14 protein-coding genes are annotated in these 16,769 nt (G+C 34.6%); 13 read left to right on the top strand and 1 reads right to left on the bottom strand.

Annotated elements, in window-relative coordinates; all coding sequences use genetic code 11:
- Positions 1-40 precede the first annotated feature (40 nt).
- The 11 genes from TMATH_RS08910 (at position 41) to TMATH_RS08860 (ending at position 12,150) form a co-directional block, all read left to right on the top strand.
- Positions 41-769 (top strand): MIP/aquaporin family protein, encoded by a 729-nt coding sequence (locus tag TMATH_RS08910; protein WP_013150704.1) that lies wholly within the window; start codon positions 41-43, stop codon positions 767-769.
- A 72-nt stretch (positions 770-841) separates the two neighbouring features.
- Positions 842-2,335, top strand: a complete 1,494-nt coding sequence (gene glpK, locus TMATH_RS08905) for a glycerol kinase GlpK (protein WP_013150703.1) — start codon at positions 842-844, stop codon at positions 2,333-2,335.
- Positions 2,336-2,503: 168 nt separating this feature from the next.
- Positions 2,504-4,006 (top strand): NAD(P)/FAD-dependent oxidoreductase, encoded by a 1,503-nt coding sequence (locus tag TMATH_RS08900; protein ID WP_083768305.1) that lies wholly within the window; start codon positions 2,504-2,506, stop codon positions 4,004-4,006.
- Positions 3,999-5,258 (top strand): NAD(P)/FAD-dependent oxidoreductase, encoded by a 1,260-nt coding sequence (locus TMATH_RS08895; RefSeq protein WP_013150701.1) that lies wholly within the window; start codon positions 3,999-4,001, stop codon positions 5,256-5,258. The genes TMATH_RS08900 and TMATH_RS08895 overlap by 8 nt, the downstream gene beginning before the upstream one ends.
- 1 nt (position 5,259) lies before the next feature.
- On the top strand, positions 5,260-5,625 hold the full coding sequence (locus tag TMATH_RS08890; RefSeq protein WP_013150700.1) for a DUF1667 domain-containing protein: 366 nt from the start codon (positions 5,260-5,262) through the stop codon (positions 5,623-5,625).
- A 19-nt stretch (positions 5,626-5,644) separates the two neighbouring features.
- Complete coding sequence (locus tag TMATH_RS08885; RefSeq protein ID WP_013150699.1) at positions 5,645-7,279, top strand: sigma 54-interacting transcriptional regulator; 1,635 nt, start codon at positions 5,645-5,647, stop codon at positions 7,277-7,279.
- Between the two features lie 396 nt (positions 7,280-7,675).
- Positions 7,676-8,674: a dihydroxyacetone kinase subunit DhaK gene (gene dhaK, locus TMATH_RS08880; RefSeq protein WP_013150698.1), complete on the top strand. Its 999-nt coding sequence runs from the start codon at positions 7,676-7,678 to the stop codon at positions 8,672-8,674.
- 18 nt (positions 8,675-8,692) lie between these two features.
- A complete protein-coding gene (dhaL, locus tag TMATH_RS08875; RefSeq protein ID WP_013150697.1) occupies positions 8,693-9,331 on the top strand; it encodes a dihydroxyacetone kinase subunit DhaL in 639 nt (212 codons plus the stop codon).
- 14 nt (positions 9,332-9,345) lie between these two features.
- On the top strand, positions 9,346-9,738 hold the full coding sequence (dhaM, locus tag TMATH_RS08870) for a dihydroxyacetone kinase phosphoryl donor subunit DhaM (RefSeq protein WP_013150696.1): 393 nt from the start codon (positions 9,346-9,348) through the stop codon (positions 9,736-9,738).
- A gap of 228 nt (positions 9,739-9,966) precedes the next feature.
- Entirely contained in the window at positions 9,967-11,433 is a 1,467-nt protein-coding gene (locus TMATH_RS08865) for a hypothetical protein (protein WP_013150695.1), read from the top strand.
- Between the two features lie 15 nt (positions 11,434-11,448).
- On the top strand, positions 11,449-12,150 hold the full coding sequence (locus tag TMATH_RS08860; protein WP_013150694.1) for a TIGR01906 family membrane protein: 702 nt from the start codon (positions 11,449-11,451) through the stop codon (positions 12,148-12,150).
- A 13-nt stretch (positions 12,151-12,163) separates the two neighbouring features.
- Here TMATH_RS08860 and TMATH_RS08855 read toward each other — a convergent pair whose 3' ends face one another.
- Positions 12,164-13,696, bottom strand: a complete 1,533-nt coding sequence (locus TMATH_RS08855; protein ID WP_013150693.1) for an ATP-dependent metallopeptidase FtsH/Yme1/Tma family protein — start codon at positions 13,694-13,696, stop codon at positions 12,164-12,166.
- A gap of 132 nt (positions 13,697-13,828) precedes the next feature.
- On the opposite strand from TMATH_RS08855, the gene TMATH_RS08850 reads away from it, so the two are divergent.
- Positions 13,829-14,812 carry an acyl-CoA dehydratase activase gene (locus tag TMATH_RS08850; protein WP_013150692.1) on the top strand — a complete coding sequence of 328 codons (984 nt, stop codon included), beginning with the start codon at positions 13,829-13,831 and terminating at the stop codon, positions 14,810-14,812.
- 149 nt (positions 14,813-14,961) lie between these two features.
- Entirely contained in the window at positions 14,962-16,716 is a 1,755-nt protein-coding gene (locus tag TMATH_RS08845; protein WP_013150691.1) for a cell division protein FtsA, read from the top strand.
- The last annotated feature ends 53 nt before the right edge of the window (positions 16,717-16,769 follow it).

Here is a 16,769-nt window from a genome sequence, read left to right as displayed (position 1 = left end):
GTTAAACGATTTGAAATTTGGAATTATGGAGGGATATTTTATGAGTGACCTTGCAAAATATGTTGCTGAATTTTTTGGTACTATGATACTTATTTGGTTAGGTGATGGCGTGGTTGCAAACGTTGTCTTGAATAAATCTAAAGGGCAAAATAGCGGCTGGATTGTAATCACAGCGGGATGGGGATTTGCAGTAATGGTAGCTGTTTATGTAGTTGGATGGATAAGTGGTGCTCACATAAATCCAGCTGTGACTCTTGGTTTAGCAACGATAGGGAACTTTCCATGGAGTTTAGTGCCAGGCTACATTATAGCACAAGTTTTGGGAGCTTTTGTGGGAGCCATAATTGTTTATTTGATGTACATGGATCATTTTGCTGCAACTGATGATCCTGATAGCAAATTGGGAGTTTTCTCAACAATTCCAGCTATAAGAAATTTAAGCAAGAATTTTATGACAGAGGTATTTGGTACTGCCATGCTTTTAATAGGAATACTTGGAATTACTAATAGCAATAACTCTGTTGGAGGAATGGAAGCGCTTTTAGTAGGACTTCTCGTATGGGCGATAGGTTTAAGCTTAGGTGGACCTACAGGTTATGCAATTAATCCGGCGAGAGACTTCGGCCCGAGACTAGCTCATGCTGTTCTTCCTATTCCAGGTAAAGGGGATTCTGATTGGGGATACGGCTTAATAGTTCCAATATTTGGGCCGATAGTCGGAGGAATACTTGGAGCCATAGTTTACCAACTTATTGTGAATATACATTAGTGAAAGAGCTTAAATCGGCGAGAGTTTTTCTCTCGCCGACAAATATAACAAAAATTATGAGGGGGAAAAGAGATGGCAAAGTACATTATGGCTTTTGACCAGGGGACAACAAGTTCCCGTGCGATAATTTTTGACCATAGTGGGAAAATTGTGGCTTCACAAAATCAAGAATTTAAGCAAATTTATCCTAAGGCAGGTTGGGTAGAACATGATCCAATGGAGATATGGGGTACACAAATAGGTGTTGCAAAAGGTGTTATAGAAAAAGCGGGTATTAATCCGGAGGATATTGCAGCTATTGGCATTACAAATCAGAGAGAGACAACTGTTGTGTGGGATAAAAATACAGGAAAACCTATTTACAATGCAATAGTATGGCAATGCAGGAGGACTGCTCCTATATGCGATGAACTAAAAAATAAAGGTTTTGACAAGAAAATTAGAGAAAAAACCGGACTTGTAGTAGATGCATATTTTTCTGGTACTAAAATAAAATGGATTTTGGATAATGTTGAAGGAGCAAGAGAAAAAGCAGAAAAAGGAGAATTGCTTTTTGGAAATATTGATACATGGCTTATTTGGAATTTGACAAGAGGTAAGGTACACGTAACCGACTATTCCAATGCTTCAAGGACGATGATCTTTAACATACATGAGCTTAAATGGGATAAAGAGATATTGGCTGAACTTAACATACCAGAGCAAATGCTTCCGGAAGTTAAGCCTTCCAGTTATGTATATGGCTATACTGATAAAAGTATATTTGGAGTAGAGATACCTATTGCCGGAGATGCGGGAGACCAGCAGGCAGCTTTGTTTGGTCAAGCTTGTTTTAAACCTGGGATGGCAAAAAACACCTATGGAACAGGCTGCTTTATGCTTATGAATACAGGGGAAAAGGCTGTACCTTCCAATACTGGACTTCTCACTACAATCGCTTGGGGAATTGATGGAAAAGTAGAATATGCCTTAGAGGGTAGTATATTTATAGCAGGTGCTGCGATACAGTGGTTGAGAGACGAACTTAGAATAATTGACAATTCACCGCAAAGTGAAGAATATGCGCTGAAAGTTGAAGACACAAACGGTGTATATGTTGTTCCTGCTTTTGTAGGACTTGGAGCACCTTATTGGGATATGTATGCAAGGGGTACGATTGTAGGACTTACAAGGGGAGCAAAAAGGGAACATATAATAAGGGCAACACTGGAATCCATTGCTTATCAGACAAGAGATGTATTAGAGGCTATGCAAGAGGATTCGGGAATCAGATTACAAGCTTTAAAAGTTGACGGTGGAGCAAGTGCTAATAACTTCTTGATGCAATTCCAATCTGACATTTTAGGCGTTCCGGTTGACAGGCCTCAAGTAATTGAAACTACTGCTTTAGGTGCTTCTTATCTTGCAGGATTGGCAGTAGGATTCTGGAACAGCAGAGAAGAAATAGAAAAGAATTGGAATGTTGATAAGCATTTTGAACCTGCTATGGATAATGAAAAGAGAGAAAAACTGTATAAAGGTTGGAAAAAGGCTGTAGAAAGGGCTATGAAATGGGCTGAAGAATAAAATAAAAAATTGATAAAAAGTAGCAGGAATTTTAAAAGATTTGTAGAATATATCTTATTAAAGGGAGAAAAAATAAATAATAAGTATGGTGGAGATTTGGAGAACCATATATAGCCGATAGGATCGGTTATATATGGTTTTTTATCTTTTAAGGAGGTTTTAATGACTATGAAAGAAATGTACGATGTTTTAATAATAGGTGCTGGAGTGGTTGGTTGTTCAATTGCGAGAGAACTTTCAAAATACAAATTAAAAATATTAGTTGTAGAAAAAGGTGAAGATGTGGCTTCAGAAGGGGCTTCTAAAGCTAATAGCGCAATACTACATGCGGGTTATGACCCTGTACCTGGTACTTTAAAAGCTAAGCTAAATGTCAGAGGAAATGAAATGTACGATGAGTTGTGCAAAGATTTGGATGTTCCAATAAAGAGAACAGGTTCTTTAGTTGTGGCTTTTTCTGAAGAAGAGGTAAAAGAGCTCTATGAATTGTTTAATAGAGGAATAAAAAATGGAGTTAAGGAATTGTCTATAATTACTAAAGATATGGTCAAAGAGGTAGAACCTTATATAAACGATACAGTCATTGCTGCTTTGTATGCAAAAACAGCAGGAATAATATGCCCTTATGGATATACTATTGCAGTGGCAGAAAATGCTGCACAAAATGGAGCAGAATTTGTTTTTAATTCAGAAGTAATTGATATCAAAAAAAATGGGGATTTCTTCATAGTAAAAACTCACAAAAAAGAATTTTACAGTAAATATGTTGTCAATGCTGCAGGACTTTATTCAGATGTCATAAATAACATGGTAGGTGCGAAGCCATTTTCTGTGCATCCTAGAAAAGGAGAATATTTGATATTAGATAAAGACCAAGGATATCTTGCAAGGACAGTAATATTCCAGGTTCCAACTAAAATGGGTAAAGGAATATTAGTTTCTCCTACAGTTGATGGAAATCTACTTATTGGACCTACTTCAGAAGACATACAGGATAAAGAATTTAAAGCAACTACCAGAGAAGGGCTTAATAAAGCAATTACAGTTGCAAAAAGAAGTGTGGATAAATTTGATGTCAGAAAGACTATCACTCAGTTTACAGGACTTAGAGCGACTCCTGATACGGAAGACAAAGACTTTATAATTGGAGAATCTGATGTGAAGGGATTTATAAATGCTGCTGGAATAGAATCTCCTGGTTTTACTGCAGCACCTGCTATTGCCGAAATGATAAGGGATATACTTAGAGATACCGGGCTTAAGTTGATTGAGAAAGTAGATTTTAATCCAAAAAGGAAACCAGTTATAAGATTTACTGAACTTTCAGACGAAGAAAGAAACAAGCTTATAAAAGAAAATCCTGCTTATGGAAGAATAATATGCAGATGTGAGACAGTAACAGAAGGAGAGATAATAGATGCGATAAGAAGACCTGTAGGTGCAAAATCTTTAGATGGTGTTAAAAGGCGTGTAAGAGCTGGAATGGGAAGATGCCAGGGAAGTTTTTGCGGTCCGAGAGTTGTTGAAATATTAGCAAGAGAACTTAATATTTCTCCCCTTGAGGTTACAAAGCATGGAAGAAATTCGAATATTTTAGCCGCAGAGACAAAAAAATTTTTGTTAGAAAAAACGGCAGAGGTTTTAAAGAAAGAGGTGTATGAAAATGCTTAATTACGACATAGTCATAATAGGTGGTGGCCCTGCAGGGTTAGGTGCTGCTGTAGAAGCCTATGAAAAGGGTGTAAAAAATATAGTCATAATTGAAAAAGATAAATACCTCGGGGGTATTTTACAACAGTGCATACACAATGGCTTTGGACTTCAGGAATTTAAAGAAGAATTGACAGGACCAGAGTATGCACAAAGATTCATTGATAAAGTAGAAGAATATGGCATAAATGTGATGCTAGAAACTATGGTTTTGGAAATAACTCCTGAGAGAATAGTAAAAGCAGTCAACTCTAGAGATGGTGTGTTTCAAATAAAAGCTGGAGCCATAATTCTTGCTATGGGATGCAGAGAAAGACCAAGGGGTGCTATTATGATACCTGGTACTCGCCCAGCAGGTATTCTTACAGCAGGTACTGCTCAGAGGTATGTAAATATGGAAGGATATCTTCCAGGAAAAGAAATAGTGATATTGGGTTCCGGCGATGTGGGGCTTATTATGGCAAGAAGGTTTACACTAGAGGGTGCAAAAGTCAAAGCAGTTGTAGAACTCATGCCTTACTCTAGTGGACTTACAAGGAACATCGTTCAGTGTTTAGAAGATTTTAATATTCCTCTTCTTTTAAGTCATACTGTCATTGAAATTCATGGTAAAGACAGGGTGGAAGGAGTTACAATTGCCAAAGTTGATGAAAATAGAGAGCCAATTATGGATACTGCACAGTATATAAGTTGCGATACATTAATACTATCTGTGGGGTTAATACCGGAGAATGAACTTTCAAAACAAGCTGGTGTAGAGCTAGACCCTATAACAGGAGGACCTATTGTAAATGAAATGTTAGAAACAAGTGTTCCTGGAATTTTTGCTTGTGGCAATGTCCTTCAAGTTCACGACTTAGTTGACAATGTTACTGCAGAAGCGAGATTGGCAGCTAATTCAGCAATACGATTTATTCGAGAAGGTGAATTTGGAAAAAGTAGTATCAACGTAAAGGCTGGTAATGGTATACGTTATGTTGTTCCACAAAAGATAAATGTAGATAACATAGAAAAGAGGATAAAATTCAGAATGAGACCTGTTAGCGTTTATACTAATGCTACATTAGCAGTAAAGTCAGGAGACAAATATTTACTAAGACAAAAAAGGCAGCGATTAACCCCTGGTGAAATGATTGATGTAAATTTAAGTAAAGACATACTAAAAAATTCAAATCTGGAAGAAGGTATTGTCTTTTTAGTTGAGGAGGGATAAAATGGGATTAAAAGAAATTACATGTATAGTTTGCCCCTTGGGCTGTAGAATACAAGTTGAAATGGAAGGAGGGGAGATAAAAAGCGTAAAAGGATATTCTTGTTCTAGAGGATTAGAATATGCTAAAAATGAAGTTATTATGCCTAAAAGGACTATTACGACAAGTGTGAGAGCGATAGGGGGACATCTTCCACTCTTATCTGTTAGGACAAAAGAGCCTGTTCCAAAAGAAAAGATACCAGAAATAATGCTTGAATTGGCCAAGGTAGAGGTTAAAGCTCCTGTAAAAATAGGAGATGTAGTGGTGAAGAACATTTTGGGTACGGGGGTTGACATAATTGCTACAAGAAACCTTTATGTAAAATAAGTTTTTGTGTGGTGATAAAATGGAGGGAAGAAGGGAAATATTAAGAACTCCTGTGAGTATCCATTCTCAGATTGCTGCCCATATTGTTCAAAAGGTTAGTCACATAAGCAGACAAAACAATGTAAGCATATTTTTAAGGAAGATAAATGATAGTAGATTAATTCCTGCTAACAGTATGCTGTCAATGGTGACTTTTTTTGCTTCTCGCGGTGAAGAAATAGAAGTAGTGGTAGAAGGTGCCAATGTGGAGAATGCTATAAAAGAGTTTAAAGGCTTTTTTTACAATGAATTAGGGAAAGAAAAGGAAGAAAAGACTACTTATGAACTTTTAAAAAATACCTCAATAGCCTATGAGAAAATATTTAATTCCATTGGTTCAGGACTTATAGTTACTGATGAAAATGGGGCAATAATGATTTTTAACAAAGCAGCTGAAAGTATTACAGGGATTAATATGGACCAAGCTATAGGTAAAAAAATACAAGAAGTGGTACAGGATATAAAAATTGCTGATGTGTTAAAAACTGGCAAAGAAGAGATGAACAAAAAACTAAAAATAGGCACAAATGTGGTGTTAACAAATATAACACCTATTTGTACGGATAAAAAAATAGAAGGTGCCGTTATAGTATTTTATGACTTTCCTCAGATAGAATATTTGGAAAATGAGTTAAAAAGAAATAGAAAGCTTGATAAAGCCTTTGACATAATAATAGGTAATAGCGGGAAATTAAAAGATGCTCTCACAATCGCTTCTAAAGCTGCAGAAACTGATTCAACGGTCCTCATAAGAGGAGAAAGCGGAACGGGGAAAGAGCTGGTGGCTAATGCGATACATTATGCCAGTAAAAGGAAGGATAAACCGTTTATAAGGGTAAATTGTGCGGCTATTCCTGTGACCCTATTGGAGAGTGAGCTTTTTGGACATGAAAGGGGAGCTTTTACCGGAGCTGTAACGCAAAAAATAGGAAAATTCGAATTAGCCGATGGGGGAACGATTTTTCTTGATGAAATAGGAGATATTCCCCCTGAGATTCAGATAAAACTTTTAAGAGTGATTCAGGAAAAAGAATTTGAAAGAGTAGGAGGAATAAAAACTATAAAGGTGGATGTGAGGATAATTGCTGCGACAAATAAAGATTTAGAGAAGGCAATAAAAGAGGGGACTTTTAGAGAAGATTTATACTATAGATTAAACGTTATACCTGTGATTTTGCCTCCATTAAGAGAAAGAAGAGAAGATATTCCTCTTCTTGTGGAACATTTTATAGAAAAGCTTAACAAAAAATTAAATAAAAATGTAAAAAAGGTTACTAGAAAAGCTATGCAAGCATTGATATATTATGATTGGCCTGGGAATATACGAGAATTAGAAAATATAATTGAAAGATGTATAACATTGAGTGATAATGATTACATCGATTATAAGGACTTACCTCATTATATTCGAAATGAAAGTGCTGTTATCTCAGATGATGATATTATTTATCTTGGAGAAAACAACGAGCTACTTACAATGGAAGAATATGAGCGCAAAATAATAAAAGCTGCGCTACAAAGGTATAAAAGTTTTAATAAAGCAGGAAAAGTTTTAGGACTTACCCATAAAACTATTGCTGCAAAAGCAAGGAAATTTGGACTTGTTGATAGATAATTCCAAAAGGATTAATTGGCTGATACTTTTTACCAAAATAGCCTTTGAAGGCTATTTCAGACTGTAGACAAACTTTCGTAAATAGGATATTTTGCAATCGGTGCGACTTGTGACAAAGCGGCAACAAAACTTAACAAAACCGAGGGTGGAGGCAGGGCTGTAGCCACGGATGGCGGAGGCGGGCACTAAGACAAGGATGTCGAATGTGCCCGGTACCCTGCCGGAACCCGAAGGTCGAGTTTAGTTTTGTCGCTTTGGAACATCGGAGTGACGATGCAAAATATCCTATTTTAAAAATTTTTTACTTTGTCAACAAGCTATACCTGTTTGCTACATTTATTTGGCATATAAATTGCATTTAAAAATTGGCAAAAGTAAATTGGAAGGAGGTAAATTATGAAAAAGTTGATTAATAATCCTAATGATGTCGTGAAAGAAATGATAGGGGGATTATTGGCTGCTCACCCATCTTACCTGAGAAAACTTGACAACATAGATGTAATTGTCAGAAAAGATGCACCTGTAGAAGGAAAAGTTGGACTTGTAAGTGGTGGCGGCAGTGGCCATGAGCCTGCTCATGCAGGATATGTGGGCTATGGAATGTTGGATGCGGCTTGCCCTGGTGCTGTCTTTACTTCACCTACACCTGACCAAATTTATGAAGCGATTAAGGCAGTGGATGGAGGGAAAGGAGTATTATTGATTATTAAAAACTACACAGGCGACGTAATGAATTTTGAAATGGCTAGAGAAATGGCACAGATGGATGGAATGGAAGTAGATGAAGTGATAGTGAACGATGATGTTGCAGTAGAAAATAGCACTTGGACTCAAGGTAGGCGTGGTATTGCTGGAACTGTATTTGTTCATAAAATTGCTGGAGCAAAGGCACAAGAAGGAGCTAGCTTGCAAGAAGTAAAAAGAGTGGCTGAGAAAGTAATTGCAAATGTAAGGTCAATGGGAATGGCACTAACACCATGTACTGTTCCAGCAGCAGGGAAACCTAGCTTTACTCTTGCAGAAGATGAGATAGAGATTGGTATAGGAATACATGGAGAGCCTGGAACTCACAGAGAGAAAATAAAACCTGCGGATGAAATAGTAGAACATTTAATGGAGAAAATAATAAATGACCTGCCTTATAAAGAAAATGACGAGGTTGCTGTTATGATAAACGGGCTTGGTGCAACTCCTTTAATGGAACTTTATGTTGCGAACAGGAAAGTAGCAGAAATTTTAGAGGATAAAAAGATCAAAGTTTACAAAACATATGTAGGAGAATTTATGACTTCTCTTGAAATGAGTGGATTTTCTATAACAATGTTAAAATTAGATGAAGAACTTAAAACATTGTTAGATGCAAAGGCCGATACACCTGCTTTTAAACAATTATAAATTTTTAGGAGGTAGAGGATGGTTATAACAAAAAATGATGTCTTGAAAATTGTGGACAAAATTGTAGAGGTTATAAAAGAAAATAAAGAGTACCTTACAGAGTTGGATGCTGCTATTGGTGATGCGGACCACGGAATAAATTTAGATAGAGGATTTGATGCCGTAAAGCAAAAATTGACCACATTGCCTGAAACTACTGATATAGGGACAATATTAAGAACTATAGGCATGACTCTTGTATCTACGGTGGGAGGAGCTTCTGGTCCTTTATATGGTACAGCTTTTATGAGAGCTGGCCAAGTAGTTCAGGGTAAAAATGAACTTTCTGAAGAGGATATAGTTAAAATCTTTGAAGCTGCTTTAGATGGCATCAAACAAAGAGGAAAAGCCGAAGCAGGAGACAAGACTATGATAGATTCTATTGAACCTGCATATAAAGCTTTAAAAGAGAGTTTAGAAAATAACATTGCATTGCCTGAAGCATTAAATAGAGCAGCTAATGCTGCTAAAGAGGGAATGGAATACACTAAAAATATTTCTGCAAGAAAAGGAAGGGCAAGTTACCTGGGAGAAAGAAGTATTGGACACTTAGATCCAGGGGCAACATCAGCCTATTTGATGATAAAAACTTTTTGTGATGTTGTCAATTTATCATAATGGTGGAGGAAAAAATGGTTGGAATAGTGTTAGTCTCTCACTCAAGAAAAATAGTAGAGGGAGTCTATGAACTGGCAAGCCAAATGACAGGCGGAAAGGTTTCCATAGGGATAGCTGGCGGGACACAAGATGGCAGATTGGGAACAGATGCTACTAAGATAATGGAGGAAATTAAAAAAGTAGACGAAGGAGAAGGAGTAGTAGTTTTAGTTGATATTGGAAGTGCTGTAATGAGTGCACAAATGGCACTAGAGCTTTTGGGAAAAGAATACGAGGGAAAAGTGAAAATTGCCAATGCTCCTTTAGTGGAAGGAGCAATTGCAGCTAGTGTAGAAGCTTCTATAGGTAGTGATTTTAATAAAGTTCTTTCGGTTGCAGAGGAATCCAAAAAACTTAATAAATTGTAAAATAATTCTAAGTCTGGACAAAGTCCAGACTTTTTTGTAATACATTAAATTTATCAAGATTTAACAAACATCTATTAAAAGAGATTTAATTACACGAAAAATTGATTATGCGGGGAAAAAAGAATATAATGGAGGTAGAAAGACTTAGTGAAAAATAAATAAAAAAAGTATTGTTTGACAAAAAAACTTGCGCAAATGTTAAAAGATAATTGACTGAGAGGTGTAACAATGCAACAAGATGAAGTAATGAAATTGCGGGAACAACTCAATAAAACTCCAAAGACACCAAAGGAAATTTCTATGTTGCTAAAAAGAATAATAAAAAAACAGGAGGAAATAGTACAAATAATTAGCATTTTAGAACTTTTTAATGAGACAGTGTACTTATACCATGTACTATTTAGAAAAAAGAGTGGAGCTAATACTTTAGCATATTTGGATAGAGAAACACAAAACATTTTAGAGACTATCAAAAATATAGTAGATAATACACAGTATTTCGGATTTATGGAAGAAAAAATAATAAAAAAGACGGAGAGGGCAGTCAGAAAATATAAGGACTACTTTGAAAATGCTATTGATGTTTTGTATGGATATTATGTAGAGTCGAGATATGTTAACGATGTGATAAATGATAGAGCGAGAGATTTTTTTTCTGAAGAATTGATAGATGAGGGGGAATTTTACGAAGGCGTTATTAATTTCATAAATGAGGTTGAAGAGGAAAAAGAAGAAAGAATAAAAGAAATATTATCTAGCATTCCTTTTGCAATGTCTAAAAAGCGCTTTTATGAATATTTAACAAGGGGACTGGAAAAGGATTATTCAAATTATGAAGCTTTTTTGGAAAGTGTAATAGATATAGAGGAAAATTTTTATGGTAAATTAATAGAAGGCTATGGCGATTTTTTTCCTCATATTGCTGAGAAAATTGAATACTTACAATCACTGGATTTTAAACATATGACTCGGGAAGAAGTGGATACCTACTTTAAAAAAAGTATAGAATTAATAGAAAGTATCCAACAATTAAGAGAAGTTTGTTTTTCTGTTTTAAAAATTATAAATAGGCTATTAATAGTATTTGTATCAAAAAATAGCTTTAAAACTTTAATTAGTAAAGAACCTTTCATAGTGGATTATATAGTTTTTTATAACAAGTTAAATAGAAATTCTTTAGAAGAAATAGAAAAAAATATCAAAACTTGCGATAATGTAATTTCTAATTGGTATTTCGAATTGTATAGGTATAATTTATTATTAGGAGAAATTGACTATTCTGATCTGGATATTAGAGAAATTATAGATGAAGTTATATTACAAAAAATTGAAATACTTTCAGAATTTGAAAATTTATTAAATGATACAAGTGAAATTGTACTCGAGGATGGTCAAGTAGAAGAAGAACCTATAGATATGGCTGTAATAAAAGGCGAAATAAAAAAAGTCATTTCTTTAATCGAAGATATTTCAAGAAACATGAAAAATGAGTATAGAAAAGCGAGATTGAGAAGACTTATGGGAATTATTCCTGTACCTCAAAATTTTGAAAAAGAAGTCTTGCATTATATAAAAAATTCTATTGAGCTTGACAATTCGCAGAGTAGAAAATTATCTTTTATGCATACGGTAACGAAAAAAATAGAGCTTTACAAGGATTTAAAAAAAAACAAAAAAACTTTTATGAAGCTATAATAAAAGGTGCAAAGGATGTTATTTAAAATGCTGAGAAAAATTATTAATACCTTTTTTATCAGTAGCATGGTTGTATCACTGTTTTTGACTGTTCTTCTTACTAATTTACAATATGTAGTAGTTAATAAAGATTTTTATAAAGAGGAATATGTAAAGAATAATGTAATGTTAGTAACAGGCATGAATATTGAAGAGCTTATGAGAGTTACCCACATAATGCAGAGGTATTTAATGGGTAAGGAAGAAACCCTAGATGTAATGGCAAAGATTAATGGCAGTAGGCAGAGGATGTTTAATGATAGAGAATTAGCTCATATGAAAGATGTAAAAAACTTGTTTCAAATGGGCTTTTTTATAAGAAATATGTCAATAATTGTATTTTTACTAATTTTTACATATTTTCTCTTTACAAAATCTTTTTATAAAGTCTTAGATTATCTTTTAAAAAGTACTATATTTGTAATAATTTTGTTGTTAGTTTTTGCATTAGGAGCAATGCTGAATTTTGATAATTGGTTTACTGTTTTTCACCTTGTGTTTTTTGACAATGATTTGTGGTTATTAGACGTTGAAAGAGATAGACTTATACAAATGTTTCCTTTAGAATTTTTTCAAGATGTGGTATTTTTAATTTTCAAAAATGCTTTTTTTACTTTTGCAGTTATACTTGGAATAGTATGTGGGATCATGAAAATGACAAAAAAGCCTGTTTTTTAAATAGGCTTTTTTGTCATACGCATAAAGTATTTTCTTCTTCCCATAATGTTTCTAATTCTTCTTTTGTAATTGAGTCTTTTTCTAAAAGCTTTTGGGCTATTGCAATAACTTTATGTTTGTTTTCCAACAATAATTTTTTGGCAAGCGTATAACAGCTATTTATAATTTTGTCAATTTCTTTATCAACAGTTTCTGTAGATTTTAACGTATGAAGGTCAAACACTCTGTTTCCTAATTCGCTCATTCCATAGTTGCAAACCATCTGATAAGCAGTTTTTGTAGCTTCTTTAAGGTCATTTTCGGCTCCTGTTGAGATTTCATTGAATGTTATCTCCTCAGAAGCTCTACCCCCTAAAAGCATGGTTATTTTATTTTTCAACTCTGTTTTTGTCAATAAGAAAGTATCATCCTTTGGAAAGTTCAATACATATCCCAATGCTTCACCTCGAGGGACGATTGAAATTTTTTCTATAGTATTTACATTCAAAATTTTTCCAATAATAGCGTGACCTGCTTCGTGATATGCTGCAATAGTTCGTTCTTTTTCTAATACAGATGGATTTTTCTTTTTAAGACCCGCGATTACGCGTTCTAATGCCTCATCAAATTCCTCTTTTCCAATTTTACTTTTGTTTTTCATTACCGCCAGTATTGCTGCTTCGTTGCACATAGTAGCCAGATGTGCCCCTGTCATACCGTGAGTTTTTCGGGCTAATTCACTTAAAGATACCGTTTCGTCAAGGGGTTTATTGCGAGTATGTACCTTTAATATTTCCAGTCTTCCTTTCATATTGGGTGCTCCAATGTGGATGGTCCTATCAAATCTTCCAGGCCTCAGTAATGCCTCGTCCAACATGTCAATCCTATTTGTTGCTCCTATTACTATAATCCCCTCATTGCTATTAAATCCATCCATTTCTACCAATAATTGATTCAAAGTTTGGTCTTTTTCTGAGTTATTATCTGAGTTTCTCTTTGTTCCGACTGCATCTATTTCATCTATAAAAATAATACTGGGAGTACTTTTTTTTGCTTTTGCGAAAAGCGCCCTTATACGACTTGCACCTACTCCTACATATTTTTCTACAAATTCTGAACCGGAAGCACTGATAAAAGTAGAATTAGTTTCACCAGCTAGTGCTGTAGCTAAAAGAGTTTTTCCTGTACCTGGTGGTCCGTAAAATAATATCCCCTTAGGAATTTTTGCTCCCATTTTGTTGTACTTTTCTGTGTTTGTCATAAAGTCGATTATAACTTTTAGTTCATCGATTACTTCATCTAATCCCGCCACATCCTTAAAAGTGATATTATTTTTGCGATGACTGGTGTCTTCCTTTGCTTCAGTTATATTATTATAGTTTACAGGCATGAGCTCCGAGAATTTATTTTTAAATAGTAGGTAAGTTACGACAATTACTGCTATTGTCAAGATAAAAGAGAGATTGAGGTCTAAATTTGGTTTTACTTCTGAGATAAAAATGTAAATAAAAAGTAAATTTATAAATGTAGAAAGCACTAAAATAATAATGTGCAAATTCTTTTTCATAATTTCTCGCCCCCACTTTTATTCTGAATGTAGTTTTTGCTTATTAATACAATTTATTCGCTAATTGAAGAAGTATAAAAAATGATTTTGAAGGCAAAAATGTAAAATAAATGAACGATTAGGAGGGTAGATATGAAAGGATACATGGGAATAGACGTAGGTTCTGTTAGTACTAATATTGCTGTAATTGATGAAAACAATAAAGTGGTAGATTCTATTTACATAAGAACACAGGGTCAACCTATTAAAGCAGTTCAAACTGCTCTTCGTGAGATAAAAAATAAAATCGGTGATATGGTTATTAAAGGAGTAGGTACCACAGGAAGTGCAAGGCAATTAACTGGATTAATGGTAGGGGCGGACATAGTCAAAAATGAAATTACTGCTCATGCTGTGGCGGCTTCCAATGTAATAAAAGATGTAAGAACGGTAATTGAAATAGGGGGACAAGACTCAAAAATCATAATTTTAAGAGATGGGGTAGTAGTAGATTTTGCAATGAATACAGTCTGTGCAGCAGGTACTGGTTCTTTTCTTGACCAGCAAGCACACCGATTAAATATTCCCATTGAACAGTTTGGTGACATAGCCTTACAATCTAAAAGCCCTGTTAGAATTGCGGGTAGATGTAGTGTTTTTGCAGAGTCTGATATGATTCACAAACAGCAGATGGGATATGCTCTTGCTGACATAATAAGTGGCTTGTGTGATGCCCTTGTCAGAAATTATCTAAATAATGTAGGGAAAGGTAAAGAAATAAAAGAGCCGATAGTGTTTCAAGGTGGTGTTGCTGCTAATAAGGGAATAAAGGCAGCATTTGAAAAGGCATTGGGGATGAAAGTATATGTCCCTGAACATTACGGCGTAATGGGAGCCATCGGGGCAGCAATTTTGGCAAAAGAAGCAGTAAAAGAAAAAGGATATACTTCTTTTAAAGGCTTTGAGGTAAGTGGTTTTAAATATAGAGCAGTAGGGTTTGAGTGTACTTTTTGTCCTAATCGATGTGAAGTCGTAGAATTTGTACAAGAAGATGAGGTAATTTCAAGATGGGGAGATAAGTGCGGCAGGTGGTCTAACAACACTAGTAAAAGAGTACATGCAAATACAGCTAGTTAATTGTCCACTTCAACTTACACCCTACAATTTCCTTTACTTAATCTTCTATTAGATATGTTAATCTATATTAAACTTATTAAAAACCCTTCCGAAATAATATGTAAAACTGTATAATAAAACTATAAAGTAATAGTTTCGGGGGTTAAAAGATGGATAACCGCGATATTATTTTTGCTCTTGACATTGGGACAAGGGTAGTTGTAGGGATAGTTGGAGTTGAGAATAACGGGAGATTCCAAGTGCTTGCTGTGGAACAGATGGAACATGAAAGCAGAGTAATGTTTGATGGGCAAGTTCATGATATAGATAAAGTTGCTAGTGCTGTTGAAAAAATAAAGAGAAGGCTTGAAGGTTCTTTAAACATAAAATTAACAGAAGTGTGTATTGCAGCAGCAGGAAGGTCTTTAAAAACTCAATTTGCAAGAGCGGAAAAAAATATTGATGAAGAGCACGAAATAACAGTAGAAGACATCAACAATCTTGAGTTGGAAGCTCTTGAGATTGCTCAAAATTCTGTTGTTTCGCAATCAGGGATTACCAAATATCATACAGTCGGTTATACAGTATCCAATTATTATTTAAATGGCTTTCCTATTACCAATTTAAAGGGACATAAAGGTCGTGAAATAGCAGTAGAAATTTTAGCTACTTTTCTCCCTTACGATGTAGTAGAGGGTCTCTATGCTGCAGTAAAAAAAGCAGGACTTGAAGTTAGCTATATCACTTTAGAGCCTATAGCGGCGATAAATGTGGCGATTCCGCCTGAAATTCGAATGCTTAATATCGCCCTTGTAGATATAGGGGCAGGTACTTCTGACATTGCTATATCTAAAGAAGGAAACATAATAGCTTATTCTATGGTGCCTTATGCCGGCGATGAAATCACCGAATCAATTGCCACCCATTTCCTCACAGATTTTAATACAGCCGAAAAAATAAAGAAGAGTACAAAAAAAGAGATTAAATTTAAAGACGTATTAAATATACAACACAAAATAACTAAAGAAGAAGTGTTACGAATTATAGCGCCACAAGTTAAAATTTTGGCGCAAAAAATATGTGATGAAATTGTAAAATATAATGGTAAAAGTCCTTCTGCAGTATTTTTAGTGGGAGGTAGTAGTAATCTTCCAAATTTACCTGAGGAAATAGCTTCTCTATTGAAATTACCTATAAGCAGAGTATCCGTAAGAGATATAAAATCAGTGGAAATTTTAGATTACAAAGGAAAAGAGTTGAAAGGCCCACAAAGCATAACTCCAATAGGAATAGCTTACTCTGCAATGATAAATAAAAGAAAAGACTTTATAAAGGTTTATATTGACAATGAAACAATAAAAATTTTTAACATAAAAAATCCAACTGTAATGGATGCTTTGATTGCTATAAATTATGATTCTAAAAATTTAATTGTAGAAAAAGGTGAAGACTTGGTTTTCAGGTTAAACGGTCAAAAAGTTGTTATTAAAGGGGAGGAAGGTGTACCTCCTAAAATATATGTAAATGGTTTATTAGCAAATTTAAAGACTCCTATAAAGGATGGAGATAGGATAACAATTGTAAAGGGCAAAAGAGGTCAAGATGCTACAATAACCGCTGGCGAACTACTTAAGCAGCAAAAAGGAAAAGCAATTTTTGTTAATAATTCAAAAGTTGATCAAAAATATGTCATAAAAAATGGAGATGAGATAGTTATAAAAGAAGATTTGACAAGCTTTGCTGTTACAGTAAATGGAAAAGAAGTTGTGTTAAAGGGAAAAGATGAGTATCTGTTTGTAGACATATTTAATTTTATAGATTTGAAACTGGATGATAACAAAGTACCAGAAATGAAACTTAACGGAAGGCGTGCCTCCTATACAGATATATTAAAGCCAGGAGATAATATTGAAATTGAAATGTAAAGGATAAGGTCTCCATTGTTAAAAGGATGGAGACTTTTCTTTATATTATATTA

The sequence above is a fragment of the Thermoanaerobacter mathranii subsp. mathranii str. A3 genome (genome assembly GCF_000092965.1).
Lineage (GTDB): Bacteria > Bacillota > Thermoanaerobacteria > Thermoanaerobacterales > Thermoanaerobacteraceae > Thermoanaerobacter > Thermoanaerobacter thermocopriae.
The sequence above is the reverse complement of the archived record's forward strand: the minus strand, read 5'-3'. Positions and strand labels throughout refer to the sequence as shown.